The sequence below is a fragment of the Streptomyces sp. NPDC052016 genome (assembly GCF_044548445.1).
In the GTDB taxonomy this organism is placed as follows: Bacteria; Actinomycetota; Actinomycetes; order Streptomycetales; family Streptomycetaceae; genus Streptomyces.
In genome coordinates this window covers 249,471-275,177 of the sequence record NZ_JBIUBX010000003.1, presented here as the reverse complement: position 1 = coordinate 275,177, position 25,707 = coordinate 249,471, and the positions used below count along the sequence as shown (strand labels likewise).

The following is a 25,707-nucleotide window of genomic DNA, read 5'->3' as shown; positions in this document are numbered from 1 at the left end:
TCACCGCTCTCCGGACGAGCGTGCCGCTGAGGCACGCCGTCGCATCGTGTTCCATCTCCGGGGCCCGGTGAGGCCCCCAGCCCCCCGCTTTCTACCAAAGCGGGGGTGCCGCATCGCAAGCGCCGCCCGCGCAGCGGGCTCGTCGCGTGCGAAGGCGATCAGCAGCCCGATGGCGAACATGGTCGGCAGCAGGGCGGATCCCCCGTAGGAGAACAGCGGGAGGGGGACGCCGGCGATCGGCAGCAGGCCGAGCACCGCACCGATGTTGATCACGGCCTGGGCCGTGATCCAGGTGGTCACGCCTCCCGCGGCATACCTCACGAAGGGGTCCTCCGTGCGTCCGGCCACGCGGATACCCGCATAGCCTAGAGCCGCGAACAGGGCGAGGACCGACAGCGTCCCCGACAGGCCCAGTTCCTCACCGGTGACGGCGAAGATGAAGTCGGTGTGCGCTTCGGGGAGTTGACCCCATTTCTCCACACTCGCCCCGAGTCCGGAGCCGAAGATCCCGCCGGAGGCGAGGGCGTAGATGCCGTGCACGGCCTGCCAGCAGGCGTCGCCCGGGCCGGGATCGGTGGCGCCGATGCACTGCAGCCGCGCCATGCGGTTGGGGCTGGTCCTGATGAGGACCATGCCGATCGCCGCCGCGACCGCGAGCACACCGACGAAGAGCCGGGTGGGCGCGCCCGCCAGCCACAGCAGGCCGAACAGGATCGCCGTCAGGATGATCGCCGTCCCCATGTCGCCGCCGAGCATGATCAGCCCGAGCAGCATGAAGGCGACCGGGACGAGCGGCACCAGCATGTGCTTCCACTGCGCGAGCAGCTTCTTGTCCTGCTTGCGGGCCAGCAGGTCGGCGCCCCACAGCACCAGCGCGAGCTTGCCGAACTCGCTGGGCTGGATCTGGAAGGAGCCGCCGAGTGAGATCCAGTTCTGGTTGCCGTTGACGGCCATCCCTATCCCCGGCACCTGCACCAGGGCCATCAGACAGACGGCGCCGGTGAGGATCGGGTAGGCCAGTGCCCGGTGCAGCTTCACCGGCATCCGGGAGGCGATCAGCAGCAGCACCCCGCCGATCACGGCCGCCAGGAACTGTTTGCGGAAGAAGAACGACCCCGGCAGCGACATCTGCAGCGCGGTGATCTGCGAGGCCGAGTAGACCATCACCAGACCCAGCACGGTGATCAGCAGACTGCCGCCGAGGATCAGGTAGTACGCGGTCAGCGGCCGGTCCCAGGCCTTGCGCGCCCGCGTGTACAGCCGCAGGACGGGGTTGTCGACGGCGGACCGCGCCGCGGGCCTGCGGACGGCCCGTCGAGCGGGCGGCCGGCCGGTACGGCTACTGGGCATCGGCACTCACCGCCCTGCCGTCCGGCACGGTGCCGAGCGGGCTGCGGTGAGCCGCCGACGGGAAACCGGCCACATCCGAGTCACGCGTCCCTCCAAGGGTCCCGGAGCAACCGTCGCGGCCGAGACCCGCCGTCAGGCGCCCGCGCCGAGTTCGCGAACGGCCTCCGCGAACGCGTCACCGCGCTGGTTGTAGTTGGCGAACATGTCCATGGAGGCGCAGGCCGGGGCGAGCAGTACCGTGTCGCCTTCGACGGCGAGGCGCCGGGCCTCCTGGACAGCCGCGAGCATCGCCCCAGTGTCGGTCCGGTCGAGGTCGACGACGGGTACTTCGGGGGCGTGTCGCGTCAACGCTTCACGGATCAGGGCTCGATCGGCGCCGATGAGCACGACCCCGCGAAGCCGCCGCGCCGACTTGGCGACCAGCTCGTCGAAGGTCGCGCCCTTGGCGAGTCCGCCGGCGATCCACACGATCGACTCGTACGCCGCCAACGAGGCTTCCGCCGCGTGGGTGTTGGTGGCCTTGGAGTCGTCGACGTACGCGACGCCGTCCAGGTCCGCGACGAGGGCGATGCGGTGCGCGTCCGGGGTGAAGGCCCGCAGGCCGTCCCGTACGGCCCTGGCGGGCACTCCGAAGGCGCGCGCGAGGGCCGCCGCCGCAAGGGCGTTGGCGATGTTGTGCGGGGCCGGCGGGTTGACGTCGGAGATCTCGGCGAGTTCCTGGGCGTTCTTCTGCCGGTTCTCGACGAAGGCGCGGTCGACCAGGATGCCCTCGACGACACCGAGTTGGGAGGGACCGGGCGTGCCGAGCGTGAACCCGACGGCCCGGCAGCCCTCCTCGACGTCCGCCTCGCGCACCAGGTCCTCGGTGGCTTTGTCGGCGACGTTGTAGACGCAGGCCACCCGATTTCCCTCGTAGACACGGCCTTTGTCCCTGGCGTACGCCTCCATGGAGCCGTGCCAGTCGAGGTGGTCGGGGGCGAGGTTGAGCACGGCGGCCGAGTGGGCGCGCAGGGAGGGCGCCCAGTGGAGCTGGTAGCTGGAGAGCTCCACGGCCAGGACGTCGTACCGCTCCTCGCCCAGGACCGCGTCCAGCAGCGAGACGCCGATGTTCCCGACGGCGGCCGTGCGCAGGCCCGCCGCCTTCAGGATGGAGGCGAGCATCTGGACGGTCGTGGTCTTGCCGTTGGTGCCGGTGACGGCGAGCCAGGGCGCCGCGTCGGGTCCCCTGAGCCGCCAGGCGAGTTCGACGTCGCCCCAGACCGGTACCCCGGCCTCGTGCGCCGCCGCGAACAGCGGCTTGTCCGGCTTCCAGCCGGGGGCGGTGACGATCAGCTCGGTGCCCTCGGGCAGGGTCGCCCCGTCACCGAGGCGCACGGTGATGCCGAGCGCCTCCAGCTCCTCGGCCTGGGCACGCGCGCGTGCGTCGTCGCCGTCGTTGACGACGGTGACCTTCGCGCCGAGCCCGTGCAGCACCTTGGCCGCCGGGACGCCGGAGACGCCGAGCCCGGCGACGGTGACGTTCTTGCCCTGCCAGTCGGTCACTTGTCTGCTGCCCATCCCGCGTAGAAGAGACCCAGTCCGACGATCACACAGATGCCCTGAATGATCCAGAAGCGGACCACGACGAGGACTTCGGACCAGCCCTTGAGTTCGAAGTGGTGCTGGAGTGGCGCCATCCGGAAGACGCGCTTGCCGGTCAGGCGGAACGAACCGACCTGGATGACCACCGACATGGTGATGAGGACGAACAGACCGCCCAGGATGGCCAGCAGCAGCTCGGTGCGGGAGCAGATCGCGAGACCCGCGAGCACACCGCCGAGCGCCAGCGAACCGGTGTCGCCCATGAAGATCTTGGCCGGCGAGGTGTTCCACCACAGGAAGCCGAGGCAGGCGCCCATCAGCGCGGCGGAGACGACCGCGAGGTCGAGCGGGTCGCGCACCTCGTAGCAGGCGGCCGGGTTGGTCAGCGTCTCGCCGTTGGCGCAGGACTCCTGGTACTGCCACACGCCGATGAAGGTGTACGCGCCGAAGACCAGGACGGACGCGCCGGTGGCGAGGCCGTCGAGACCGTCGGTGAGGTTCACGCCGTTGGACATCGCGAGGATCATGAACAGCGCCCAGACCACGAACAGCACCGGGCCGATGGTCCAGCCGAAGTCCGTGATGAACGACAGCTTCGTGGAGGCCGGCGTGTTGCCGCGGGCGTCCGCGAACTGCAGCGAGAGCACGGCGAAGGCGATGCCGCCGAGCAGCTGGCCGGCCATCTTCGCCTTGGCCCGCAGACCCAGCGAACGCCGCTTGACGATCTTGATGTAGTCGTCCAGGAAGCCGACCAGGCCCATGCCGACCATCAGGCCGAGCACCAGCAGGCCGGAGTAGGTCGGCGGCTTGCCCGTGATGAGCTTCGACAGGAAGTACGCCGCGACCGTCGCCAGGATGAAGGCGATGCCGCCCATCGTCGGCGTTCCGCGCTTGCTGGCGTGCTCGCGCGGACCGTCGTCACGGATGTACTGACCGTAGCCCTTGCGCGCGAGCAGCTTGATCAGCAGCGGGGTGCCGACCAGCGTCAGGAAGAGGCCAATGACACCCGCGAACAGGATCTGCTTCATCATCGGGCGGAAACCTCACCCTCGGCACCGGACGCGAGCAGCGCCTGGGCGACGCTCTCCAGTCCGACCGAACGGGACGCCTTCACGAGTACGACGTCTCCCGGGCGCAACTCGCTGCGCAACAGGTCGACCGCCGCCTGTGCGTCGGACACGTGCACCGACTCCTCACCCCACGAACCCTCGTTATATGCGCCCAGTTGCAGCCAGGCGGCTTCCCTGCCCCCGACCGCGACGAGCTTGCTGACGTTGAGCCGGACGGCGAGCCGTCCGACCGCGTCGTGCTCGGCGAGCGCCTCGTCCCCGAGCTCGGCCATCTTGCCGAGCACCGCCCAGGTCCGCCGCCCCTTGGCCATCGCCGCCAGCGCACGCAGAGCAGCTCGCATGGATTCGGGGTTCGCGTTGTAGGCGTCGTTGACGATCGTCACGCCGTCCGGGCGCTCGGTGACCTCCATCCGCCAGCGGGAGAGGGAGCCCGCCTCGGAGAGCGCGGTGGCGATCTCTTCCGCGGACATGCCCAGCTCATGGGCGACGGCGGCCGCGGCGAGCGCGTTCGACACGTGGTGCTCACCGTACAGGCGCATGGTCACATCGCTTGCACCGGAGGGTGTGTGAAGGCTGAAGGCGGGCTGTCCGCTGTCCGTGAGTCGCACGTTCTCGGCGCGTACGTCCGCTTCGCCGGACTCTCCGAAAAGGAGCACCTTCGCCGTCGTTCGGGCGGCCATGGCCCGGACCAAGGGGTCGTCCGCGTTGAGGATCGCGACGCCGCCGTCGTCGGCGGAGGGGAGGGACTCGACCAGCTCGCCCTTCGCCTGGGCGATCTGCGCACGGCCGCCGAACTCGCCGATGTGGGCGGTGCCGACGTTGAGGACGAGTCCGATCCTGGGAGGCGTGAGGCCGGTGAGGTAGCGGATGTGGCCGATGCCGCGGGCGCCCATCTCCAGGACGAGGAACTTCGTCTCCTCGGTGGCCGACAGGGCGGTCAGCGGCAGCCCGATCTCGTTGTTGAGCGAGCCGGGCGTGAACACCGTCGGCGCCTTGCGCCCCAGCACCTGGGCGATGAGGTCCTTGGTGCTGGTCTTGCCGGCCGAGCCGGTGAGGGCGACGAGGGTCGCCCCGAGCTTGCGCACGACGTGGCGCGCGAGGGCGCCCAGCGCCGCCTGGACGTCGTCCACCACGATCGCGGGCACGCCGACGGGGCGCGACGCCAGAACGGCCGCCGCGCCCGCTTCCACGACCGCCTGCGCGAAGTCGTGGCCGTCGACGCGCTCGCCGACGAAGGCGACGAAGAGGCTGCCGGGCTCCACCTCACGGGAGTCCCGGACCACCGGCCCGGTGACTTCCACGGTGGGATCCGGTATGTCGTGCGTCTGCCCGCCGACGACTGCTGCGATCTCGGCGAGGGAGAGGGCGATCACAAGTTCATCCCTGGGTCTTCTGGATAGCTTCGCGAAGCACCTGGCGGTCGTCGAACGGACGGACCACACCGGCGATGTCCTGGCCCTGCTCGTGGCCCTTGCCCGCGACCAGCACGGTGTCCCCGGGCTGCGCGCGGCCGACGGCGGCGGCGATCGCGGCGGCCCGGTCCTCGAAGAGCTGGACCTCGCCGCGCTCGTGGGCCGGCACGGACGCGGCGCCCTGGAGCATGGTCGCGAGGATCGCGAGGGGGTCCTCGGAGCGGGGGTTGTCGGAGGTCAGTACGGCGGTGTCGGCGAGCCGGGCCGCGGCGGCGCCCATCGGCGCGCGCTTGGTGACGTCGCGGTCGCCTCCGCACCCGAGCACGACGTGCAGCCGGCCCTTGGTGACCTTGCGCAGCGCCTTGAGCACCGACTCGACGGCGTCCGTCTTGTGCGCGTAGTCGACGACCGCGAGGTAGGGCTGCCCGGCGTCCACCCGCTCCAGCCGGCCCGGCACACCCGGCACGGCGGCGACACCGTCGGCGGCGGCCTGCGGGTCGAGACCGGCGACGGCGAGCGCGACGATCGCGGCGAGGGTGTTGGCCACGTTGAAGGGGCCGGCGATCGGCGACTTCGCGGCGATCCGCTCACCCTTCGGGCCGACCACGGTGAAGGTCGAGTCCATGGGTCCGACCCGCACGTCCACGGCACGCCAGTCGGCGTCGGGGTGGCCCTCGGCGGAGAAGGTGACGACCGGGACCTCGGCCTCCCGGACCAGTCGGCGGCCGTACTCGTCGTCGAGGTTGACCACGCCCAGTCTGCTGCGTTTGCGCGTGAACAGCTGTGCCTTGGCCCGGAAGTAGTCCTCCATGTCGGAGTGGAACTCCATGTGCTCCGGGCTGAGGTTGTTGAAGACGGCGATGTCGAAGACGCAGCCGTCGACCCGGCCGAGGACCAGGGCGTGGCTGGAGACCTCCATCGCGACCGCCTCGACGCCGCGCTCGCGCATGACGGCGAAGAGGGCCTGGAGGTCGGTGGCCTCGGGGGTGGTGCGCTCGGACTTGATGCGCTCGTCGCCGATGCGCATCTCGACGGTGCCGATGAGACCGGTGGCGCGGGCGGTCTTCAGCCCGCCCTCGACCAGATACGCGGTCGTGGTCTTGCCGGAAGTGCCGGTGATGCCGATCTGGAGCAGGTCACGGCCCGGATGGCCGTAGATGGTGGCGGCCAGCTCGCCCATCCGCCCGCGCGGGTCGTCGACGACCAGGGCCGGAAGACCGGTCGCGGCGGCGCGCTCGGCGCCGGTCGGGTCGGTCAGGACGGCGGCCGCGCCCAGGCCGGCGGCCTGGGTGACGAAGTCGGCGCCGTGCAGACGGGCGCCCGGCAGGGCGGCGTACAGGTCACCGGGGCGGACGGCGCGCGAGTCGTGGGTGATTCCCGTGACCTCGACGCCCCGCGCGGCGTCCGAAGTAGTGACACCCAGCTGATCGGCGAGCTCCGCGAGGGGTGTGGCGGAGACCTGAACCGGTCGCGGCGGTCCCGGATATGTCACGGAAGCGCCCTTCTGGGTGATGTGGGACTGATCAGCGTGTGGCACGGCGGTGAGCGTACCGGGCACACCCGCCTGCGGGCGAAGTGAGGCCGAGGGCGGGGCCCCGGGCGGGGTCTGGTTCCCGGGTTCGGGGGTGATCATGGTCACGGACTGGTTTCCTGGCTGGTTCGGCGCTGCACACGGGCGGGCTGCGGGGCGGGGGGTTCCGTAGGCGGGTTTCCGTAGGCGGGTGTTTCGGAGGGCGGGTTCCGGAAGGGGGGTCCGCGGGTCAGGGGGCGAAGGAGACCGGGAGGTTGGCGGCCTTCGCCCCGGTCGGCGGCACCTGCAGGCTCTTCAGGGCGAACTCCATGACCTGCTTGAAGACGGGGCCGCAGATCTGGCCGCCGAAGTAGCTGCCCTTGGTGGCGTTCTGGATCGCGCAGTAGACGGTGACGCGCGGTTTGTCGGCCGGCGCGAAACCGGCGAACGACGACGTGTACCCGTTGTACCTGCCGGTGGCCGGATCCACGCGGTTGGCCGTGCCGGTCTTGCCCGCCACCCGGTAGCCGGGGATGCGGGCCTTGGTGCCGGTGCCCTCCTCGTCGTCCACGACCGACTCCAGCATCTGGGCGAGGGTCTTGGCCGTCTTCTCGCTGACCACCCGCGTCTTCTGCGGGTCCTGGGCCGGCGTGAAGCGTCCGTCGGGCCCCTTGGTGCCGCGCACCAGCGTCGGCTCGACGCGGACGCCGCCGTTGGCGATCGTCGAGTAGACGGAGGCCGCCTGGACCGCGTTGATGGACACGCCCTGGCCGAAAGGAATCGTGTACTGCTGCGAGGTGGACCACTGGTCCGGCGGGGCGAGGATGCCCTTGGTCTCGCCCGGGAAGCCGAGCCCGGTGTAACCGCCGATGCCGAACTTGCGCAGGTAGGAGTAGAGGACCTTGTTCGCCTGCGGCTGGGTCTTGCCCAGTTGGCCGGTGGCGAGGATGGTGCCGATGTTGCTGGACTTGGCGAGCACGCCGTTGAGCGTGAGGTACCAGGTCGGATGGTCGATGTCGTCCTGGAAGAGCCGGTCGCCGCGGTGCAGCCGGTTGGGCACGGTGACGCGCGTCAGCGGGGTGGCGACGTTCTCCTCCAGCACGGCCGCCATCGACATGACCTTGGCGGTGGAGCCGGGCTCGTAGGCGTCCTGGAGGGCCGCGTTGCCGAGCGCCTCGGGCTCCGCGTCGGACAGGTCGTTGGGATCGAAGCCCGGCGAGTTGGCCATGGCGAGGATCTCGCCGGTGCGGGTGTCCTGGACGATGACGTAGCCGCGGTCCGCCCTGGACTTCTCCACCTGCTCGGTGATGGCGTTCTGCGCGGCCCACTGGATGTCGCGGTCGATCGTCAGCTCGACGTCGGAGCCGGGCACGGCCGGGGTCTCGGTGGAACCCGCGGTGGGCACCTGGCGGCCGCCGGACTGGGCGTAGCGGATCTTGCCGTCCTTGCCCGCCAGGGTCGCGTTCAGCTGCTGCTCGATGCCGCCGCCCCCCTTGCCGTCGGCGTTGACCCAGCCCAGTATCCCGGCGGCGATGTCGCCGTTGGGGTACACGCGCTTGCTGCTCGGCACGGAGAAGACGCCGGCGAGGACGTTGACCGTGGAGCTGTCCGTCTCGGACTTGCTGGCGAGCGCGGACTTCAGGTCCTTGATCTGCTTCCACACCTGCGGGGTCTGCCGGCTCGCCAGCTTGGCGTAGCGCACCGTCCTGTCCTTCGGCCGCAGCTTCGCGACCAGGTCGGACTGCTCCTGGCCGAGGATCGGCGCGAGGAGCGCGGCCGCCCGCTCGGGTCCGTCGCCGATCTTCAGCTGCTCGCGCGCGAACATCGTCGGGTCGGCCGTGATGTCGTACGCGTCCTCGCTGGTCGCCAGGGCCACACCGGCACGGTCGGTGATCTCGCCGCGCTCGGCGGCCAGCACCTGCCCGACGTACCGGTTCTGCCCCGCCTTGGCGGCGTACGTGCTCGCGTCGACGGCCTGCACCTGGAGCAGCCGGACGACGAAGGCGACCAGCACCAGGGTCAGCGCGAGGCCGACCATGCGCAGGCGGGGGCGGGGGCTCCCGAGCCGGATGACGCGGGGAGCGGGGGGACGCGGCGCGGCCGGCCGGCGGGCGGGCCGGGCACCGGGTCCGGGGCGCCGCTGACCGGACACCTGCCGGGAAGGCCGGGCAGGGCCGGGAACACGCCGGCGCGGCGGTTGCCTGTCGGACACTTCCGTCACCTACCGGGGGTCGTGAGGGTGGCTGCGGTCGGGGAGTCGATCGGCACGGCCGCCGCCGGGTACGGGGCCTCCGCGGAGGCGCCCGGGAGGCGCCCCGCCAGGGCCGCGCAGCCGGCGCCGGCACGCTTCCGGCCGGACAGGGGCCGGACGGGCCGCGCCTCGCCGGGGAGCCTCCAGGGCGGCGGCTGCTTGTCGGGCACGTCCGTCACCTGCCCGGGGTCGTCGGGGCGGCCGCGGCCGGCGTGAGGGCCGGCGCGGGTGCCGGCGGGTACGGGTCCCTCCGTGCGGCGCTCGGGACGGGAGCCGCCGCCGGCGAGTCCTTCGGGGACCCGCTCCGGACAGGCACCGCCGGAAACGGGTCCGCGGGGCGGGTGCGTCGCCGGGCCGCCGCCGGTCGGGACGGCCGGGCGGGGCCGGGCACGCGCCGGCGCGGCGGCTGCCTGTCGGGCACGTCCGTCACCTGCCCGGGGTCGTCGGGGCCGTGGTCGGGACGGGCGCCGCCGGGTAGGCGCCGCCCGCGGAGGCGTCCGGGGCGGGCGTCTGCGCAGGCGGCGCATCGGTCGCGAGGGCCTCGGGCGGGCGTACGGCCATGGGGCTCTCCGCCGGGGACAGCGGTGCGGCCTCCGAGGGCACGCCCTTCACGGTGCCGTCGGGGGCGAGGAAGGCGGGGTCGCCGCCGGGGACCATGCCGAGTTCGCGGGCGCGGCGCTGGAGTGCGTCCGGGGCGGAGTAGGAGTCGATGTCCCGCTGGAGCGCCTGTTCCTCGTCGGTGAGGCTCTTGGTGTCCTTCTGCAGGTCGTCCATTTGGAACGACCCTTCGCTGAGCGCTGAGTTCAGCACGAGCAGACCGATCAGGCCACCGCCGAGAAGCAGGACGACCAGGAGGACGAACGGGGTGCGGGCGGCCTGGCGCGGGCCCGCCGGGAAGAGGCGCGCGAGACGGGCGGCCCTTCCTTTCAACCGGGGCTTCCTGTTCACTCGCCCTCCCCTGCGTCGGAGTCACGAACCCACTCGGGCGGGAGTGTCTCCCGGCACGCCCGCCTCACGCCCCTCACTCCACGTCCTCCCTGATGCGCTCGGCCCCGCGCAGCCGTGCCGGGGCGGCCCTCCGGTTCTCGGCGACCTCCTCCTCGGTGGGAAGTTCGGCACCGCGCGTGAGCAGCTTGAGCCGCGGCTGGTAGCGCTCGGGCACGACCGGCAGCCCGGGCGGCGCGGTGGAGGCCGCTCCGGCCGCGAACACCTGCTTGACCAGCCGGTCTTCCAGCGAGTGGTACGACAGCACGGCGATCCGCCCCCCGACGTCGAGGGCCTTGACCGCGGCCGGGATCGCCCGTTCCAGGACGGCGAGTTCACCGTTGACCTCGATGCGCAGCGCCTGGAAGGTGCGCTTGGCCGGGTTGCCGCCGGTCCGCTTGGCGGCCTGCGGCAACGCGTCGCGGATCAGCTCGACGAGCCGCGCGCTGTTGGTGAACGGCTCCTTCTCCCGCTCGCGCACGATCGCGGAGACGATCCGCTTGGCCTGCTTCTCCTCGCCGTACGCCCGCAGGATGCGCACCAGTTCGCCGGCGGGGTAGGTGTTGAGGACCTCGGCGGCGCTGATGCCGGTCGTCTGGTCCATGCGCATGTCGAGCGGGGCGTCCTGGGCGTAGGCGAAGCCGCGCTCCGCCTCGTCGAGTTGCATGGAGGAGACCCCGAGGTCGAACAGGACGCCCTGCACGCGCGGGATGCCGAGGCGCCGGAGCACCTCGGGCAGTTCGTCGTACACGGCGTGGACGAGCGTGGCGCGCTCCCCGTACGGCGCCAGGCGCTCGCCGGACAGGCGCAGGGCCTCGGTGTCGCGGTCGAGGGCGACGAGCCGGGCCTCGGGGAATCGGGTGAGCAGCGCCTCGCTGTGCCCGCCCAGACCGAGGGTGCAGTCGACGACGACCGCTCCGGGCCGCTGGAGGGCGGGGGCCAACAGGTCCAGGCACCGCTGGAGCATCACCGGGACGTGCCGACTCTGTCCCTCTCGGCGCCCACCGCCCTCATTCACATGCGCTTCGCGCGCCATCCGACTCCGGGCCCTCTCAGATCCGGCGGGCCCGTACGCACCGCCGGGTCCCCGCCCGCTCGGGAAAGGGAGGCCGCCGGCGCCGGAAGCGTCAGCCGACCGGGAGCGGGAGGAGGCCGAACCGTACGTACGCGCCGCGCACGCGGGGAGATCTCCGGCTGCCGCGCCGGGGTCTCACGGGAATTCACCAGCAGGAAGATCGTCGCCTCCCGCTTCGCGTCACTTTAGTCCACCCTGTCTCGCGGTCAATCAACCGGCCTGCGCGTCGCGGCCCGGCGGGGGCCCGAAGCGGCGGGGCGACGGACTTCACCCGCCCGGACCCCCGCACTCCCCCCTGTGGCTTACCTCACAAGTGCGACGTGATGGCGCTCTTTTTCCCATCTCACAACAGGACCCGGAGGGCGGTGACCATTAACGTCGTCCTTATGACGACTTCCGCATCCGCACCCATCGAGTCCGAAGGCGCCATACGAGGCACCGTGACCGACCGCCTGGTCGAGGCGAACGAGCGGTACGCCGCCCAGTTCACCGATCCGGGCATGGACGCCCGTCCCGTCCTGCGCGTCGCGGTGGTGGCCTGCATGGACGCCCGCCTCGACCTGCACGCCGCGCTCGGCCTCGCACTCGGCGACTGTCACACGATCCGCAACGCGGGTGGTGTCGTCACCGACGACGTCATCCGCTCCCTCACCATCAGCCAGCGCAAGCTGGGCACCCGCAGCGTCGTTCTGATCCACCACACCGGGTGCGGCCTTGAGTCGATCACCGAGGATTTCCGTACCGATCTGGAGATGGAGGTCGGCCAGCGTCCCGCCTGGGCGGTGGAGGCGTTCCGGGACGTCGACCAGGACGTACGGCAGTCGATGCAGCGGGTGCGCACCTCACCGTTCCTGCTGCACACCGACGACGTGCGCGGCTTCGTCTTCGACGTGAAGACGGGTCTGCTGCGCGAGATCGACCCGGGGCAACCGTCTTAAGACCTGACATATCGCTGTCAGTTGTCCACAGGCGAGTGACACGAATCGGTAACGGCGGCAAGAATGCGGGAGTGGCGTCACGCGGAACTTTCCCCGTGTGGTGTCCGTGTTTCGGGGTGGGCCGGTCCGCACAGCAGAGCGTCGGCCCGGAAGAACGGGCCGAGGAGGGCCGGGTGACGACCTATGACGATCGAGCGAGCCTCACTGATCTGACCGCCACTGTGGAGCGTGTCCGCAGTTCGGTGGAAGGAGTGATCGAGGGCAAGCCCGAGGTCGTACGGCTTTCGCTGACCGTGCTGCTCGCCGAGGGACATCTTCTGATCGAGGATGTCCCCGGCGTCGGCAAGACCATGCTGGCGAAGGCGCTGGCGCGGTCCATCGACTGTTCGGTGCGGCGCATCCAGTTCACGCCCGACCTGCTGCCGTCGGACATCACCGGTGTGTCCATCTGGGACCAGCAGCGCCGTGACTTCGAGTTCAAGCCGGGCGCGATCTTCGCGCAGATCGTGATCGGCGACGAGATCAACCGCGCCTCGCCCAAGACGCAGTCCGCCCTGCTGGAGTCGATGGAGGAGCGCCAGGTCACCATCGACGGGCAGTCCTACGAGCTGCCCAGCCCCTTCATGGTGGTGGCCACGCAGAACCCGGTCGAGATGGAGGGCACCTACCCGCTGCCCGAGGCCCAGCGCGACCGGTTCATGGCCCGTGTCTCCATCGGCTACCCGAGCCCCGAGGCCGAGCTGCAGATGCTCGACGTGCACGGCGGGGTGAACCCGCTGGACGACCTCCAGCCGGTGGCGCACGCCCACGAGATCGTGAAGCTGATAGACGCCGTCCGCGGTGTCCACGTGGCCGAGTCGGTCCGGCGGTACGCGGTCGACCTGGTCGCCGCCACGCGCACCCACCCCGACCTCAGACTCGGCGCCTCCCCGCGCGCGACGCTGCACCTGCTGCGCGCGGCGAAGGCGTCCGCCGCCCTGAGCGGCCGGGACTACGCGCTGCCGGACGACGTGCAGAACCTCGCCGTGGCCGTCCTGGCGCACCGCCTGCTGCCCACCGCCCAGGCCCAGCTCAACCGCCGTACGTCGGAGCAGGTCGTCGAGGAGATCCTGCAGCGCACGCCGGTGCCCGCGGCGCCCCAGCAGCGCGCCTTCGGCCTCGGCGCCGGCACGCAAGGCTACGGCCAGCAGCCGCCGCGGAGGCTGTGATGGCCTCCGGAGGGACCGGGCAGGCGGAGACCGGCCGCGCCGAGAAGGGCGCCGTACGCACCGCCCTGGCCGGCCTCACCACCCGTGGCCGCTCCTTCCTGGCCGCCGGCATCGCGGCCGCGATCTGCGCGTACGTCCTCGGCCAGCCCGATCTGCTGCGGGTCGGGCTGCTGCTGGCCGCGCTGCCCCTGGTATGCGCGGCCGTCGTCTACCGCACCCGCTACCGGGTCGCCGGCAGCCGCCGGCTCTCCCCCGCACGCGTGCCGGCCGGCAGCGAGGCGCGGGTCCACCTGCGGATGGACAACGTCTCCCGGCTGCCCACCGGCCTGCTGATGCTCCAGGACCGGGTGCCGTACGTGCTCGGCCCGCGCCCCCGCTTCGTCCTGGACCGGGTGGAGGCGGGCGGCCGCCGCGAGGTCTCCTACCGGGTCCGGTCCGACCTGCGCGGCCGCTACCCGCTGGGCCCGCTCCAGCTGCGGCTCAACGATCCGTTCGGCATGTGCGAGCTGACCCGCTCCTTCTCGACGTACGACACGCTGACGGTGATCCCGCGCGTGGAGCCGCTGCCGCCGGTCCGGCTGACCGGAGAGGCCAAGGGGTACGGCGACGGGCGGCAGCGCTCGCTGGCGCTGGCCGGCGAGGACGACGTGATCCCGCGCGGCTACCGCTACGGCGACGACCTGCGCCGCGTGCACTGGCGCTCCACCGCCCGCTACGGCGAGCTGATGGTGCGCCGCGAGGAGCAGCCCCAGCGTTCGCGCTGCACGGTGCTCCTGGACACCCGTGGCCTGGCCTACGAGGGGGCGGGCCCCGACTCGGCCTTCGAGTGGGCGGTCTCGGCCACCGCGTCGGTGCTGGTGCACATGCTGGAGCGGGGTTTCTCGGTCCGGCTGCTGACCGACACGGGCACCTCGGTGCCCGGCGAGGGCGCCGACGGGTTCGCCGGGGCGAGCCAGGAGTCCGCCGACGCGGCCGGGCTGATGATGGACACCCTCGCGGTCGTCGACCACTCCGACGGAACCGGCCTGTCCCGGGCCTACGACGTGCTGCGCGGGGGGAACGAGGGGCTGCTGGTGGCCTTCCTCGGCGACCTCGACGAGGAGCAGGCCGCGGTGGCCGCGAAGATGCGCCAGCGCAGTGGAGGCGCGGTCGCCTTCCTGCTCGACGCCGACAGCTGGGGGCGTGAACCGTACGGCGTGCCCGATCCGGTGAACAGGACGGAGGAGCGGCTGCGGATGCTGCGCGAGGCGGGCTGGACGGCCGTGAGCGTGCCGCGGGGCGCTCCGCTGGACGAGCTGTGGCGCCAGGCGGACCGGGAGCGCTCCGGCGTGGTGACCGCGGGCGGGACGAGCGGAAGGGAGGCGGGATCATGAGCGGGCGGGCGCGCCTCACCCTGTGCTCGGCGGCGGCCACGCTGATGGCCTCCTGCGCCCTGCTGCCGCTGGTCGACCCGGCGACGTGGATCCTCCAGGCGGCGTTCCTGCTGGCGATCCAGTCCGGGGTGGGTGCGGCGGCCCGTCGCGTCCCGCTGGCCCGGCCCCTGACCGTGCTGGCCCAGGCCCTGGTCACGCTGGTGCTGCTGACCCTGGTGTTCGCCCGGGAGCACGCCCTCGCCGGGCTGGTCCCCGGCCCGGAGGCCTTCCAGCACTTCGCCGAGCTGCTCAGGTCGGGCGGGGACGACGTCGGGCGGTACGCGATCCCGGCCCCGCTGTCCGACGGCATCCGGCTGATGATGGTCGGCGGGGTGCTGGTGATCGGCCTGGCGGTGGACACCCTCGCGGTCACCTTCCGCAACGCGGCGCCGGCCGGCCTGCCGCTGCTCGCGCTGTACTCGATCGCCGCGGGGCTGTCCGACGGCGCCGCCGACTGGCTGTGGTTCCTGGTCGCCGCGGCCGGATACCTGATGCTGCTCCTGGCCGAGGGCCGGGAGCGGCTCTCGCAGTGGGGCCGCGTCTTCGGCGGGGCCGCACGCACGCCGGGCGAACCGTCGGGTCCGGTGGCCCCGGTGCGCACCGGGCGGCGCATCGGCGCGGTCGCGCTGGGCGTGGCCCTGGTGGTGCCGCTGCTGCCGCTGCCCGCGATCGACGGCGGCCTGCTGGACGGCGCCGGCACCGGGGTGGGCGCGGGCAACGGCGGCGGGGGCACGATCTCCGCGGTCAACCCCCTGGTCTCCCTGCGCGACAGCCTGAACGTGGACGAGGACCGCACGGTCCTGACCCTGCGCACCAGCACCGGTGACATCTCGGACCTGTATCTGCGGATCGTCTCCCTGGACGACTTCGACGGCACCACGTGGAAGCCGGCGAAGCGGAACATCGTCGCCGTGCCGGACGAGCTCCCCACACCCGCGGGCCTGGGCACGGACGTGCGGCGCACGGAGATCACGACCCGTGTCTCGGCCGCCGACTGGTACGCCCAGGACTGGCTGCCGATGCCGTACCCGCCGAGCAGTGTGAGGATCAGCGGCAACTGGCGGTACGAACCGGCCGGCATGACCCTCGTCGGCGACCACGGCCAGACCACGCGCGGCAAGACGTACGAGGTCAGCAGCCTGGAGGTGCGGCCGACGGCACAGCAGCTGGCCTCGGCCCCGGAGGCGCCCGGGTCGATCCGCGGCCAGTTCACCGAGGTCCCGGACTCGCTGCCGGAGGCGGTCGCCCGCACGGCCCGTGAGGTGACCGAGAGCGCACAGAACGACTACGAGCGCGCGGTCAAGCTCCAGGACTACTTCGCGGTCACCGGCGGCTTCGAGTACGACACCGAGGTCCAGGTCGGCAGCGGCACGGACGCGATCGCCCGCTTCCTGCGGGACAAGCAGGGCTTCTGCGTCCACTTCTCGTTCGCGATGGCGGCGATGGCCCGCACCCTGGGCATACCGGCCCGGGTCGCGGTGGGCTTCGCGCCGGGCTCGCCGCAGGCGGACGGATCCGTGGCGGTGAACCTGAAGGACGCGCACGCCTGGCCGGAGCTGTACTTCGAGGGCGTGGGCTGGACCCGCTTCGAGCCGACTCCGACGCGGGGAACGACCCCCACGTACACCCTCCCGGACACCTCGGGCAACGTGGTGCCGGAGCTGCCGCAGGCCTCGCGTACGGCGGACGCCGCGCCGTCGGCCGAGCCGTCGGCGAGCACGAGCTGCTCGGCGGACGACAAGAAGCTCGAGGGCTGCACCAGCGCGCTGCCGCTGGACGAGGGCGAGCAGGGCGGCGGCGGCACACCCTGGTACAAGATCGCCGGCTGGACCCTGCTGGGGGCGGCGGCGCTGGTCCTGCCGCTCCTGCCGATGCTGTGGCGGCTGAGACGGCGCTCGGTGCGGCTGGCGTCGGCCCAGCACGCCGGCTCCGCGGCGGCCGGGGCCGGTCCCGGGTCCGGCACGGACGGCGGGCAGCCGGACGCCGACGCCGGTTCGGCGGTGGTACTGGAGGTGCCGTCGCAGGAGGCCGCACAGACGGCCGTCGGACATGTCCTGGCGGTCTGGCGCGAGCTCACCGACACGGCCTGGGACTACGGCATCACTCCCGACGAGGCACTGACGCCCCGGCGGGCGGCCGAGCGGATCGTCCGGCTCGGTGAGCTGGACGAAGCGGTGGCCGGTTCGGTGCACCGGGTGGCGGGTGCCGTGGAGCAGGTGCTGTACGCCCCGCGGCCGCGGGCCGAGGCCGGGCTGGCGGACGAGGTGCGCCAGGTACGCGCGGCCCTGCGGGCGCGGGTCAGCCGGGGCACGCGGCTGCGGGCGGTCGTCGCCCCGCGTTCGGCCGTCCGCGCGGTGTGGGACCTCGCCGACCGCTGGGCGGCTCTCAAGGCGGCCTGGGCGGCCCGGCTGGCGACGCTGGTGCGCCGCCCGTCGCCGTCCTCCGGGCACGAGGGCGGCTGAAAGGACGCGGAGGAGCGCAGGACAGGCGGCGAGCCGGTGCGGGACCGGTGGCAGGACCAGAGGAGCGCAGGACAGGCGGCGAGCCGGTGCGGGACCGGTGGCAGGACCAGGGTCAGCGCGGCGTTCGGCCCCCGTCCCGGAAGCGATCTTCCGGGACGGGGGCCGAAGGCTGTGGGTGGTGGGCCGCCGTGGTGGGCCGGGCCCTGGGCAGGCCCGACGGTTCGGGCGCATGCGTGAGGGGGTGGCCACCCGATCGGGTGGCCACCCCCTCACGGACGTCGATGTCCGACGCGGTCAGGAGCGGTGACGAGGGTCAGTGACCGTGTCCGCCCTGCTCGTCTCGACGGCGCTGCCAGCGCTGCTCGATACGGTCCATCATGGAGCGCTTCGGCCGTCCCTGACCGCGAGCGTGCGGGGCGCCCGCCGGCTGTTCACCCGGCTTGGGGGCCTTGCGCCAGCCGGTCACGGCGAGAACCGCGCACCCCAGCATGACGAGGAAACCCACCACGCTGAGCCAGACCTGCTTGGCGACCATACCGGCCATGAGGAGCGCGATACCCACGAGGAAGCCCGCGACTGCCTGGTAGACCCGCCGCCGGGTGTACGTACGCAGCCCGCTTCCCTCAAGCGCCGACGCGAACTTGGGATCTTCGGCGTACAGCGCTCGCTCCATCTGCTCGAGCATGCGCTGCTCGTGCTCCGAGAGCGGCACGGAGTCCTCCTCATCGTGCAGTCGCCGGGGCGACCCGGGGGGTCCCTTCAGGATAGGCAGGGAATCGCCCCCGTGAAACCCGCCCCTCTGCGCCAATTGGCCAACCGGAGCCCGCCATGGACGACCCGGTCCGCTGAAGTGTCCATTCCCCAGCGGCCGACCCGTCATGCCGGGCGGTCTCCCTCGATCATACGGCGCACAACGCCCGAACGGGGGGCCTGTGGCGTACTCCATGTGCAGCCAAGTCGCTGATCAGCGCCGCACCCCGGGAGGCCGCTCAGGTCCCGTCGGCCACCCTCGTCTCACCGAGCACGTGAAGCTGCGTGGCCACGGAGTGGAAGGCGGGCAGTTCGGCCGCCGCCTCCTCGAGCTTCAGCAGTGCTTCCAGGGCGCCGGGCTCCGTGTCCACGAGCACACCGGGGACGAGGTCGGCGAAGACCCGTACGCCGTGTACGGCACCGACCGCGAGGCCCGCGCCCTCGACCAGCGCGGTGAGCTGCTCGGCGGTGAAGCGGTGCGGCACGGGGTCGCCCTCGCCCCAGCGGCCGTCGGGGTCGGTGAGGGCCTGGCGGGCCTCCTTGAAGTGGCCGGCGAGGGCCCGGGCGAGCACGGCTCCGCCGAGGCCGGCCGCGAGCACGCTGAGGACGCCCTCGGAGCGCAGCGCCGCCACCGCGTTGCGGACGCCTTCGGCGGGGTCGTCGACGTACTCCAGGACGCCGTGGCACAGGACGGCGTCGTAGCCGCCGCGCTCCACGACGTCGAAGAGGCCGTGGGCGTCCCCCTGGACGCCCTGCACGCGGTCGGCGACGCCGGCCTCGGCGGCGCGGCGCTCCAGGGCGAACAGCGCGTTCGGGCTGGGGTCGACGACGGTCACCCGGTGCCCGAGGCGGGCGACGGGCACCGCGAAGTTGCCGCTGCCGCCTCCGGTGTCGAGGACGTCCAGCGACTCACGGCCCGTGGCCTTCACCCGGCGGTCGAGGGCGTCCTGGAGGACCTCCCAGACCACGGCGGTACGAAGAGAGGCGCGGGGGCGCATCGGGTCCGACACGGCAGTTGACTCCTCGGCGCGGCACCGCCTGATGACGGCGGAGCGAACGGGGCGCCTCCCCTGGCCCGGCTGTGGGAGAGGGGAAGGCTTCAGGCGCCTCCACCCTATTGCCTCCGCCACCGCACCTGGTCACCGCGGTGTGCACGGATCGCGGGACGCGCCCGGCCTCGGTGGGACCCGCCCCGGCGCCCGGTTCACCGGCGCCCTGCGGCGGGCCCGACGCACGTTACGCCCCCTCCCTGGCGGACGTGACCGGACCGCCCTGCGCGGACGAACGGGGGAGGCGCAGGCATCGCGGCGGGCGCGGACATCACGGCGAGCGCGATCAGCACGGCGGTCGCGGATCGCGCTCATGGCGGATGGCCGGAGCCCGGGCCGGCGAGCGGCCCCTCCTCACCCCGCATCCGGCATCTCCCGGGCCACGCCCGGTGCCTTCGCGTCCTCGCTCTCCTGGCGTGGCTGGGGCAGGACGGGCTGGAGGACGAGCATGCGCTCCACGAGGCGGATGAACATCGCCACGTCGCGTATCAGGTCGTCGGCGTCCCGGCGGCCGGCCGCGCCCTGGATGCCGGCCTCGGCCCGGGCGCGGCGGCCGGCCCCGGAGGCGAACAGCGCGCTCCACTCGGTGAGCTCGGGCGCGATCTCGGGGAGCACTTCCCATGCGCTCCTGATGCGGGCCCGGCGCCTGGGTGTGGTCTCCGGCCGGCCGCGCGCGGCGAGCACGGCGGCGGCGGTGCGCAGGGCGGCGAGGTGGGCCGTGGCGTACCGCTCGTTGGGCGTCTCGAGGACGGTCGCCTCGTCCAGTCCGGCGCGGGCCTGGGCGAGCAGGTCGAGGGCGGCGGGCGGGGCCGTGGTCCGGCGCAGCACGGGGTGCACGTCGCTCGCCGGGCCGGTCAGTGAGGGGGCAGGGCCGGTGCCGCGGCGCCGACGGGCGGCTGCTGCGTGGTTGGTGGCCATGACGAACCTCCTGTCGTCTGTATGACGGCACGCCCTGTCAGGTAGTGCCGTATGTGCCCATCGTGAGGTATGGCACTGACAATCCGTTCTGACCTGGGCTTTTGCTTCGCTCGAAGGTTCGGGATAGTTTTTGCACTGACCAGTCAGTTCAAATAAGCCGAACGCAGGGGGAACGGTGGACGGTGTCGGCGTCAGGGTCGAGGGCTTCGGGCTCCGGGGTCCTCGCGGATGGGCGTTCCGGGGCGTCGACGTCGACGCGGAACCCGGCTCGCTGATCGTGATCCAGGGCCCGTCGGGGTCGGGCCGGACGAGCCTCCTGCTCGCGCTCACCGGGCGGATGAAGGCCACGGAGGGCACGGCGACCGTGGGCACGGCACGGCTGCCGAAGCAGGCGGCGGCGGTCCGCCGGATCAGCGCCCTGGCCCACGTCGCCGGCGTCACCGACCTCGACCCGGCCCTGACCGTCGGCGAGCACCTGCGCGAACGGGCGCTGCTGGAGCGGCGGTTCGCCGGCTCCGTACGGGAGCTGCTGCGGCCGCGTGCGGAGAAGGCCGGGGAGACGAGGCGGCGCGCGGAGGCCGCTCTGGCCGCCGCGGGGCTCGCCCCGGAGACCCTGCCCAAGGGCTCGCGGACCGCCGTTCGCGACCTGGAGCGGCTCGAGGCGCTGCGGCTGTCCGTGGCGCTGGCCCTCGTCGGCCGGCCGCGGCTGCTCGGCGTCGACGACGCGGACCTGAAGCTGTCCGAGGCCGAACGCGCCGACGTGCACGCCCTGTTCAGCTCCCTCACCGAGGCCGGGACGACGGTCGTCACGGTGTGCGGCGAGGCCCCCGAGGGCGCGATCACGGTCAGCACCCATGCCACGGACCACGAGACGACGGGCGGGAACGCCGGCGGCGCCGACGACACCGTCGGCCCGACGGACGAGAACGCCGACAAGGAGGACACGGCGGATGCGCTCGCCGAAACTCGCCGCGCTTGAGCTGCGCCGCTTCGGCCGGGGGAAGCTCCCCCGGGCCGCCCTGGTGGCGCTCCTGCTGCTGCCCCTGCTGTACGGCGCGCTGTACCTGTGGTCCTTCTGGGACCCGTACGGCCGTCTCGACCGCATCCCCGTCGCGCTGGTGAACGACGACCGGGGCGCGACCGCCGGCGGGAAGAGGATCGCCGCCGGGGACGACATCACCGAAGGGCTGCGCGAGAGCGAGGTCTTCGACTGGCACGAGGTGAGTGCGGCACAGGCACGCGAGGGCGTGGAGGACGGGACGTACTACCTGTCGCTGACCATGCCCGCCGACTTCAGCGCCCGGATCGCCTCCAGCGCGGGCGACTCCCCCGAGACCAGCGCCCTCCAGGTGCGCACGAACGACGCCAACAACTACATCGTCGGGCAGATCTCACGGACGGTGTTCAGCGAGGTGCGCACGGCCGCGTCGACGAAGGCGTCGCGTTCCTTCCTCGACAAGATCTTCATCTCGTTCTCCGACATCCACGGCAGGACGGTGGAGGCCGCCGACGGCGCCGACAAGCTCAAGGGGGGCATCGGGAAGGCCGAGAAGGGCTCCCAGGACCTCGCGGACGGGCTGAAGGACGCCAAGACGGGCAGCGGCAAGCTCTCCAAGGGCCTGAAGAAGCTCAAGAAGGGCGCCGGCGACCTGGAGGACGGCTCGCAGAAGGTCGCGGACGGCACCCAGGCGCTCGCCGACAAGGTCAACGGGGTCGCCGGCAAGGTGGGCCCCTTCCTGAAGGACAACGAGAAGACCATCGGCGAGACCGCCCAGTTCGTCGCCGACTCGGCCGGGGACATCCGTGACGGTCTCGACACCCTGGTGAAGCAGGCCCCGGTCGTGGCCGGGCAGGCCCGCTCGGACTCCGACACGCTGCGGGACGTCCACCGCGGCCGCTGCGAGACCCCGGCGCTGCCCGACGCCGCCTGCTCCGACCTGAAGAAGGCCAAGGACGCGGCGGCCGACGTGGCGACCCTCGCCGAGGATCTCGACACGCTGATCTCCGACCACGACGAGGACCTGAAGAAGCTCGACACCCACCTCGGCACGCTTCAGAAGCAGGCCCAGGCGCTCGCCGACCGCGCCCCGCACCTCTCCGAGGACCTCGACGACGCCGTGGCCAGGATCAACGCGCTGAACAAGGGCGCCGCCAAGGTCGCCGCGGGCGCCGAGAAGCTGCACACCGGCCTCGGCACCGCGAGGACCGGGGCCGAGGACCTCGACAAGGGCGTCGGCAAGCTCAAGACCGGCGCCGAGGACCTCAACGGCGGCATCTACAAACTGGTCGACGGCTCCGTGAAGCTCGCCGGCGGGCTGCACGACGGCGCCGAGCAGATCCCCGACTACGACCGGCAGGACCGCGACGCGCGCACCGCCGTCATGGCCGACCCGGTGCGGCTGGCCACCCAGGACCTGCACAAGGCGCCCAACTACGGCACCGGATTCGCCCCCTACTTCATCCCGCTGTCGCTGTGGGTGGGAGCCATGGTGGCGTACATGCTGATCCCGCCCATGAACCGGCGCGCGCTGGCCGCGGGCGCGTCGGCGTGGCGGATCGCGTTGGCCGGCTGGCTCCCGGTGGTGACGATCGGGGTGCTGCAGACCACGGCCCTGATGGCGGTGCTGCACTGGGCGGTCGGCCTGGAGATGGCGCGGGCGGCCGGGACGGTGGGCTTCCTGTTCCTGGTCACGGCCTGTTTCGCGGCCCTGGTCCAGTGGCTCAACGCCCGCTTCGGCGCGGCGGGCCGGATCCTGGTCCTCGCCCTGCTGATGCTCCAGCTGACGTCCGCGGGCGGCACCTACCCGGTGCAGACGAGCCCGGGCTTCTTCAACGCCGTGCACCCCTTCCTGCCGATGAGCCACGTCGTCGACGCGCTCCGCCGGCTCATCACGGGCGGCGGACTGGAACCGGTGTGGCTCGCGTGCGTGGTGCTCATCGCCTTCACCGCGGGCGCTCTCGCGCTGACCGCGCTGTCCGCGCGCCGCCGCCAGGTGTGGACGCTGGACCGGCTGCACCCGGAGCTGACCCTGTGACCACCCGATCCCGTCCTCCAGGGTGCCGGGTTCCTGTGACAATCAAGGGCATGGAAAGCACCACCACGTCGGGCGGCCGCACCCGCCGCGAGGCCACCCGGCAGAAGCTCTACGAGGCGGCCGTCACCCTCATCGCCGAGCAGGGCTTCTCCGCCACCACGGTGGACGAGATCGCCGAGCGGGCCGGCGTCGCCAAGGGCACGGTCTACTACAACTTCGCGAGCAAGTCGGTCCTCTTCGAGGAGCTGCTGCGGCACGGTGTGGGCCTGCTCACCGCCTCTCTGCGGGAGGCGGCCGAGCGCACGGCACGGGAGGGCGGCAGCCGGGTCGACGCCCTGGACGCGATGATCCGCGCGGGCCTGGTCTTCATCGACCGCTACCCGGCGTTCACACAGCTGTACGTGGCCGAGCTGTGGCGCACCAACCGGGCCTGGCAGTCCACCCTCATGGTGGTGCGGCAGGAGGCGGTCGCCGTCGTGGAGGACGTGCTGCGCGAAGGCATCGAGGGCGGCGAGTTCAGCGACGAGATCGACGTGCCCCTGACGGCGGCCGCGCTGGTCGGCATGGTGCTGGTGGCCGCCCTGGACTGGCAGGCCTTCCAGCCTGAACGCTCCCTGGACGACGTCCACGCGGCGCTGTCGCGGCTGCTGCAGGGCCGGGTCAGCGGTCACCGCCAGGGACACGAACGCTGAGGACGGGCGGGACCGCCAGGACAGGACGGGCGGGCCGCGGACGACACGCAGGACAAGCAGGTCACGGGACACGGGGGACACGGAAACGCCGGTCCGCCGTGGCCGCGTCCCCCGCGGGCCACCACGAACCGGCGCTTCCCCTGCTCCCCCGTTCCCCTTCCTCCGCTCCCCCGTCGGTCCCCCGACCGGTCGTTCCCCCGGATCCCCCCGTGCCTCGCTTCCGCCGACCGGGCCGGCGGAAGGAGCGGTCGAGGGCCGGCGCCGTTCCGCCGCCCCGTGTCGGCGGTGCCGGCGCCGTGCCCCTTTCCGTGCCTCCACTCTCCCGTTCGGGCACGTCGGCCCCCATCCGCGCGCGTACTCATCTCCGTGGCTGAGTACACGTACCTAGCCCTGTGTGCCCGTCCCCACGGAGCGGCGCGACCGCCTGGTGACGATCGCGTCCGTGCCCGTACTCCCCGTGCGGGCGGCCGCCCGCCCGGGCTGGCGGCGTCACTGTCGGTGGCGGCCGATAAAGTCGCAGGCATGGCACGGATTGCGGTGATCGGCGCCGGGATGGGCGCCCTGGCGGCCGCCGCCCGGCTGGCCGTCGCGGGCCACCGGGTGGCGGTGTACGAACGGACGGAGACGTACGGCGGTGCGGTGCGCCGCTTCGAACGCGACGGCTTCTCCTTCGACACCGGGCCCGGTCTGCTGCCCCTGCCCGCCGTCTGGCGGGACCTGTTCCTCAAGACGGGCAAGGAGCCGCTGGAGGCGTGCGTCGAGCTGGTCCAGGTCGACCCCTCGGCACGGCACGTGTTCGCGGACGGCAGCGAGGTGTCCCTGCCGAACGCCTCGCGCGCGGGAGTCGTCTCCGCCCTGGAGGAGACCCTGGGCGCGGGCGCCGGACAGCGCTGGGGCGACTTCCTGGTCCGCGCCCGCCAGGCGTGGGACCGCACCCGCCGGCCGCTCCTGGAGGAGCCCCTGTGGCCGAACTGGTCGGTGCTGGCCGACCGCGAGCCCTACCCGTCGGTCCCGCACAAGCGTCTGCTGCGCACCCGCCGGGCCGGCACCCTCGCCGAGATCGGCGCGTGGGAGCTGCGCGACCCCCGGCTCGCCGCCCTGCTGGAAGGCCACGCGCTCGCGTACGGCCTCGATCCCCGGGCCACTCCGGCGAGCGCGGCCGTGCTGCCGTACATGGAGCACGCCTTCGGCATGTGGTACGTCCGCGGGGGGATGCGGGAGCTGGCCCGCGCGGTGTACGAACGGTGCCTGGCCCGCCGCGTCGAGTTCCGCTTCGGCGCCGAGGTCACCCGGGTCCTGGAGAAGGACGGCCGGGCGGCGGGCGTGGAGCTGGCCGACGGGACGGTGGCGGAGGCGGACTTCGTCGTCGCACCCGGCACCCTGAGCGGCGCCGCGGCGGGCGTTCCCCCGCGCGGTGACGGCGAGGTGGCGCCCCGGCGGGGCCTGCCCAGCCGTCTGACCGTGCTGCTCGCGCTGCGCGGGGAGCGTCCGGAAGGGGCCGCGCACCGGACGGTGGTGCACACCGAGGACCGGGACGGCGAGCTGGAGAGCCTCTTCGGCACGGCGCCGGCCGGGCCGGCGCGCCCGACGGTGACCGTCCTGCGGCCCGACGACCCGGCGCTGGTGCCGGACACCGGTCACGAGGCGGTCGTCGTCGGCTCCGTGGTCCCCGCGGGGACGGACCTACCCGCCGGCCGGGTGGAGGCGCTGATCACCGCCGCCGAGCGGGCCGTCCCCGGGCTTCGTGACCGCGTCCTGTGGCACGAGGTGCGCACCCCGGCCGACATCGCGGCGGAGACCGGCGCGGAGGGCGGGTCCGTCCCGGCACCGGCGCTGGCCGCGGGCGAGGGCCGGCTGCTGCACCCGGCTAACACCACCGGGCTGCGTGGTCTGTTCACCGTCGGCGGCTGGGCGCACCCCGGCGGCGGTCTGCCGCACGCGGGCATGTCGGGGGCGCTGGTGTCCGGACTGATCGTGGAGGGGCCGGGGTTCCGCGGCTCGCAGTGAGCC

At 72.9% G+C, this 25,707-nt stretch carries 20 protein-coding genes; 8 read left to right on the top strand and 12 right to left on the bottom strand.

The window, feature by feature from the left end; genetic code table 11:
• The 9 genes from ftsW to rsmH all read right to left on the bottom strand — a co-directional run bounded on the left by ftsW (position 1) and on the right by rsmH (position 11,194).
• A complete protein-coding gene (gene ftsW / locus ACIHAR_RS06205; RefSeq protein ID WP_365470899.1) occupies positions 1-1,350 on the bottom strand; it encodes a putative lipid II flippase FtsW in 1,350 nt (449 codons plus the stop codon).
• Positions 1,351-1,482: 132 nt separating this feature from the next.
• Positions 1,483-2,907: a UDP-N-acetylmuramoyl-L-alanine--D-glutamate ligase gene (gene murD, locus ACIHAR_RS06200; RefSeq protein WP_365470902.1), complete on the bottom strand. Its 1,425-nt coding sequence runs from the start codon at positions 2,905-2,907 to the stop codon at positions 1,483-1,485.
• The gene (gene mraY, locus ACIHAR_RS06195) at positions 2,889-3,962 is read right to left on the bottom strand and encodes a phospho-N-acetylmuramoyl-pentapeptide-transferase (RefSeq protein WP_365470905.1); all 1,074 of its coding nucleotides are present in this window, start codon (positions 3,960-3,962) and stop codon (positions 2,889-2,891) included. Before mraY ends, murD begins: the two co-directional genes overlap by 19 nt.
• Positions 3,959-5,374: a UDP-N-acetylmuramoyl-tripeptide--D-alanyl-D-alanine ligase gene (murF, locus tag ACIHAR_RS06190; RefSeq protein ID WP_400017282.1), complete on the bottom strand. Its 1,416-nt coding sequence runs from the start codon at positions 5,372-5,374 to the stop codon at positions 3,959-3,961. Before murF ends, mraY begins: the two co-directional genes overlap by 4 nt.
• A 4-nt stretch (positions 5,375-5,378) precedes the next feature.
• The gene (locus tag ACIHAR_RS06185) at positions 5,379-6,905 is read right to left on the bottom strand and encodes a UDP-N-acetylmuramoyl-L-alanyl-D-glutamate--2,6-diaminopimelate ligase (protein ID WP_365470920.1); all 1,527 of its coding nucleotides are present in this window, start codon (positions 6,903-6,905) and stop codon (positions 5,379-5,381) included.
• Between the two features lie 268 nt (positions 6,906-7,173).
• Complete coding sequence (locus tag ACIHAR_RS06180) at positions 7,174-9,135, bottom strand: penicillin-binding protein 2 (RefSeq protein ID WP_365470911.1); 1,962 nt, start codon at positions 9,133-9,135, stop codon at positions 7,174-7,176.
• 5 nt (positions 9,136-9,140) lie between these two features.
• The gene (locus ACIHAR_RS06175) at positions 9,141-9,344 is read right to left on the bottom strand and encodes a hypothetical protein (protein WP_400017279.1); all 204 of its coding nucleotides are present in this window, start codon (positions 9,342-9,344) and stop codon (positions 9,141-9,143) included.
• A gap of 256 nt (positions 9,345-9,600) precedes the next feature.
• A complete protein-coding gene (locus ACIHAR_RS06170) occupies positions 9,601-10,122 on the bottom strand; it encodes a septum formation initiator family protein (RefSeq protein ID WP_400017277.1) in 522 nt (173 codons plus the stop codon).
• Between the two features lie 73 nt (positions 10,123-10,195).
• Entirely contained in the window at positions 10,196-11,194 is a 999-nt protein-coding gene (rsmH, locus tag ACIHAR_RS06165; RefSeq protein WP_365461191.1) for a 16S rRNA (cytosine(1402)-N(4))-methyltransferase RsmH, read from the bottom strand.
• 362 nt (positions 11,195-11,556) lie between these two features.
• On the opposite strand from rsmH, the gene ACIHAR_RS06160 reads away from it, so the two are divergent.
• The 4 genes from ACIHAR_RS06160 to ACIHAR_RS06145 all read left to right on the top strand — a co-directional run bounded on the left by ACIHAR_RS06160 (position 11,557) and on the right by ACIHAR_RS06145 (position 17,253).
• Positions 11,557-12,171, top strand: coding sequence for a carbonic anhydrase (locus ACIHAR_RS06160; protein WP_365461189.1), 615 nt, complete (start codon positions 11,557-11,559; stop codon positions 12,169-12,171).
• 173 nt (positions 12,172-12,344) lie between these two features.
• On the top strand, positions 12,345-13,379 hold the full coding sequence (locus tag ACIHAR_RS06155; protein ID WP_388758581.1) for an AAA family ATPase: 1,035 nt from the start codon (positions 12,345-12,347) through the stop codon (positions 13,377-13,379).
• Positions 13,379-14,752, top strand: coding sequence for a DUF58 domain-containing protein (locus ACIHAR_RS06150; protein ID WP_400017274.1), 1,374 nt, complete (start codon positions 13,379-13,381; stop codon positions 14,750-14,752). The genes ACIHAR_RS06155 and ACIHAR_RS06150 overlap by 1 nt, the downstream gene beginning before the upstream one ends.
• Positions 14,749-17,253 (top strand): DUF3488 and DUF4129 domain-containing transglutaminase family protein, encoded by a 2,505-nt coding sequence (locus ACIHAR_RS06145; RefSeq protein ID WP_400017271.1) that lies wholly within the window; start codon positions 14,749-14,751, stop codon positions 17,251-17,253. The genes ACIHAR_RS06150 and ACIHAR_RS06145 overlap by 4 nt, the downstream gene beginning before the upstream one ends.
• A 313-nt stretch (positions 17,254-17,566) precedes the next feature.
• Here the strand turns inward: ACIHAR_RS06145 and ACIHAR_RS06140 are convergent, their stop codons facing one another.
• The 3 genes from ACIHAR_RS06140 to ACIHAR_RS06130 all read right to left on the bottom strand — a co-directional run bounded on the left by ACIHAR_RS06140 (position 17,567) and on the right by ACIHAR_RS06130 (position 19,970).
• On the bottom strand, positions 17,567-17,965 hold the full coding sequence (locus tag ACIHAR_RS06140; protein WP_365461182.1) for a DUF3040 domain-containing protein: 399 nt from the start codon (positions 17,963-17,965) through the stop codon (positions 17,567-17,569).
• A 277-nt stretch (positions 17,966-18,242) separates the two neighbouring features.
• Positions 18,243-19,013, bottom strand: a complete 771-nt coding sequence (locus tag ACIHAR_RS06135) for a methyltransferase (RefSeq protein WP_365461180.1) — start codon at positions 19,011-19,013, stop codon at positions 18,243-18,245.
• Positions 19,014-19,406: 393 nt separating this feature from the next.
• Positions 19,407-19,970 carry an SAV_6107 family HEPN domain-containing protein gene (locus tag ACIHAR_RS06130; RefSeq protein WP_365461178.1) on the bottom strand — a complete coding sequence of 188 codons (564 nt, stop codon included), beginning with the start codon at positions 19,968-19,970 and terminating at the stop codon, positions 19,407-19,409.
• A 175-nt stretch (positions 19,971-20,145) separates the two neighbouring features.
• On the opposite strand from ACIHAR_RS06130, the gene ACIHAR_RS06125 reads away from it, so the two are divergent.
• From ACIHAR_RS06125 to ACIHAR_RS06110, 4 genes are all read left to right on the top strand, one after another.
• On the top strand, positions 20,146-20,949 hold the full coding sequence (locus ACIHAR_RS06125) for an ATP-binding cassette domain-containing protein (protein WP_365461176.1): 804 nt from the start codon (positions 20,146-20,148) through the stop codon (positions 20,947-20,949).
• Positions 20,921-23,005, top strand: coding sequence for a YhgE/Pip family protein (locus ACIHAR_RS06120; RefSeq protein ID WP_400017266.1), 2,085 nt, complete (start codon positions 20,921-20,923; stop codon positions 23,003-23,005). Before ACIHAR_RS06125 ends, ACIHAR_RS06120 begins: the two co-directional genes overlap by 29 nt.
• 50 nt (positions 23,006-23,055) lie before the next feature.
• Positions 23,056-23,697, top strand: coding sequence for a TetR/AcrR family transcriptional regulator (locus tag ACIHAR_RS06115; protein WP_365461173.1), 642 nt, complete (start codon positions 23,056-23,058; stop codon positions 23,695-23,697).
• A gap of 522 nt (positions 23,698-24,219) precedes the next feature.
• The gene (locus ACIHAR_RS06110) at positions 24,220-25,704 is read left to right on the top strand and encodes a phytoene desaturase family protein (RefSeq protein WP_400017264.1); all 1,485 of its coding nucleotides are present in this window, start codon (positions 24,220-24,222) and stop codon (positions 25,702-25,704) included.
• The last annotated feature ends 3 nt before the right edge of the window (positions 25,705-25,707 follow it).

What these genes read in the sequence shown, in the direction of transcription:
- ftsW (WP_365470899.1), bottom strand. Translation starts at nt 1,350, where the DNA reads ATGCCCAGTAGCCGTACCGGCCGGCCGCCCGCTCGACGGGCCGTCCGC.
- ACIHAR_RS06115 (WP_365461173.1), top strand. Translation starts at nt 23,056, where the DNA reads ATGGAAAGCACCACCACGTCGGGCGGCCGCACCCGCCGCGAGGCCACC.
- murD (WP_365470902.1), bottom strand. Translation starts at nt 2,907, where the DNA reads ATGGGCAGCAGACAAGTGACCGACTGGCAGGGCAAGAACGTCACCGTC.
- rsmH (WP_365461191.1), bottom strand. Translation starts at nt 11,194, where the DNA reads ATGGCGCGCGAAGCGCATGTGAATGAGGGCGGTGGGCGCCGAGAGGGA.
- ACIHAR_RS06150 (WP_400017274.1), top strand. Translation starts at nt 13,379, where the DNA reads ATGGCCTCCGGAGGGACCGGGCAGGCGGAGACCGGCCGCGCCGAGAAG.
- ACIHAR_RS06145 (WP_400017271.1), top strand. Translation starts at nt 14,749, where the DNA reads ATGAGCGGGCGGGCGCGCCTCACCCTGTGCTCGGCGGCGGCCACGCTG.
- ACIHAR_RS06120 (WP_400017266.1), top strand. Translation starts at nt 20,921, where the DNA reads ATGCGCTCGCCGAAACTCGCCGCGCTTGAGCTGCGCCGCTTCGGCCGG.
- ACIHAR_RS06110 (WP_400017264.1), top strand. Translation starts at nt 24,220, where the DNA reads ATGGCACGGATTGCGGTGATCGGCGCCGGGATGGGCGCCCTGGCGGCC.
- mraY (WP_365470905.1), bottom strand. Translation starts at nt 3,962, where the DNA reads ATGATGAAGCAGATCCTGTTCGCGGGTGTCATTGGCCTCTTCCTGACG.
- ACIHAR_RS06160 (WP_365461189.1), top strand. Translation starts at nt 11,557, where the DNA reads ATGGCGCTCTTTTTCCCATCTCACAACAGGACCCGGAGGGCGGTGACC.
- ACIHAR_RS06130 (WP_365461178.1), bottom strand. Translation starts at nt 19,970, where the DNA reads ATGGCCACCAACCACGCAGCAGCCGCCCGTCGGCGCCGCGGCACCGGC.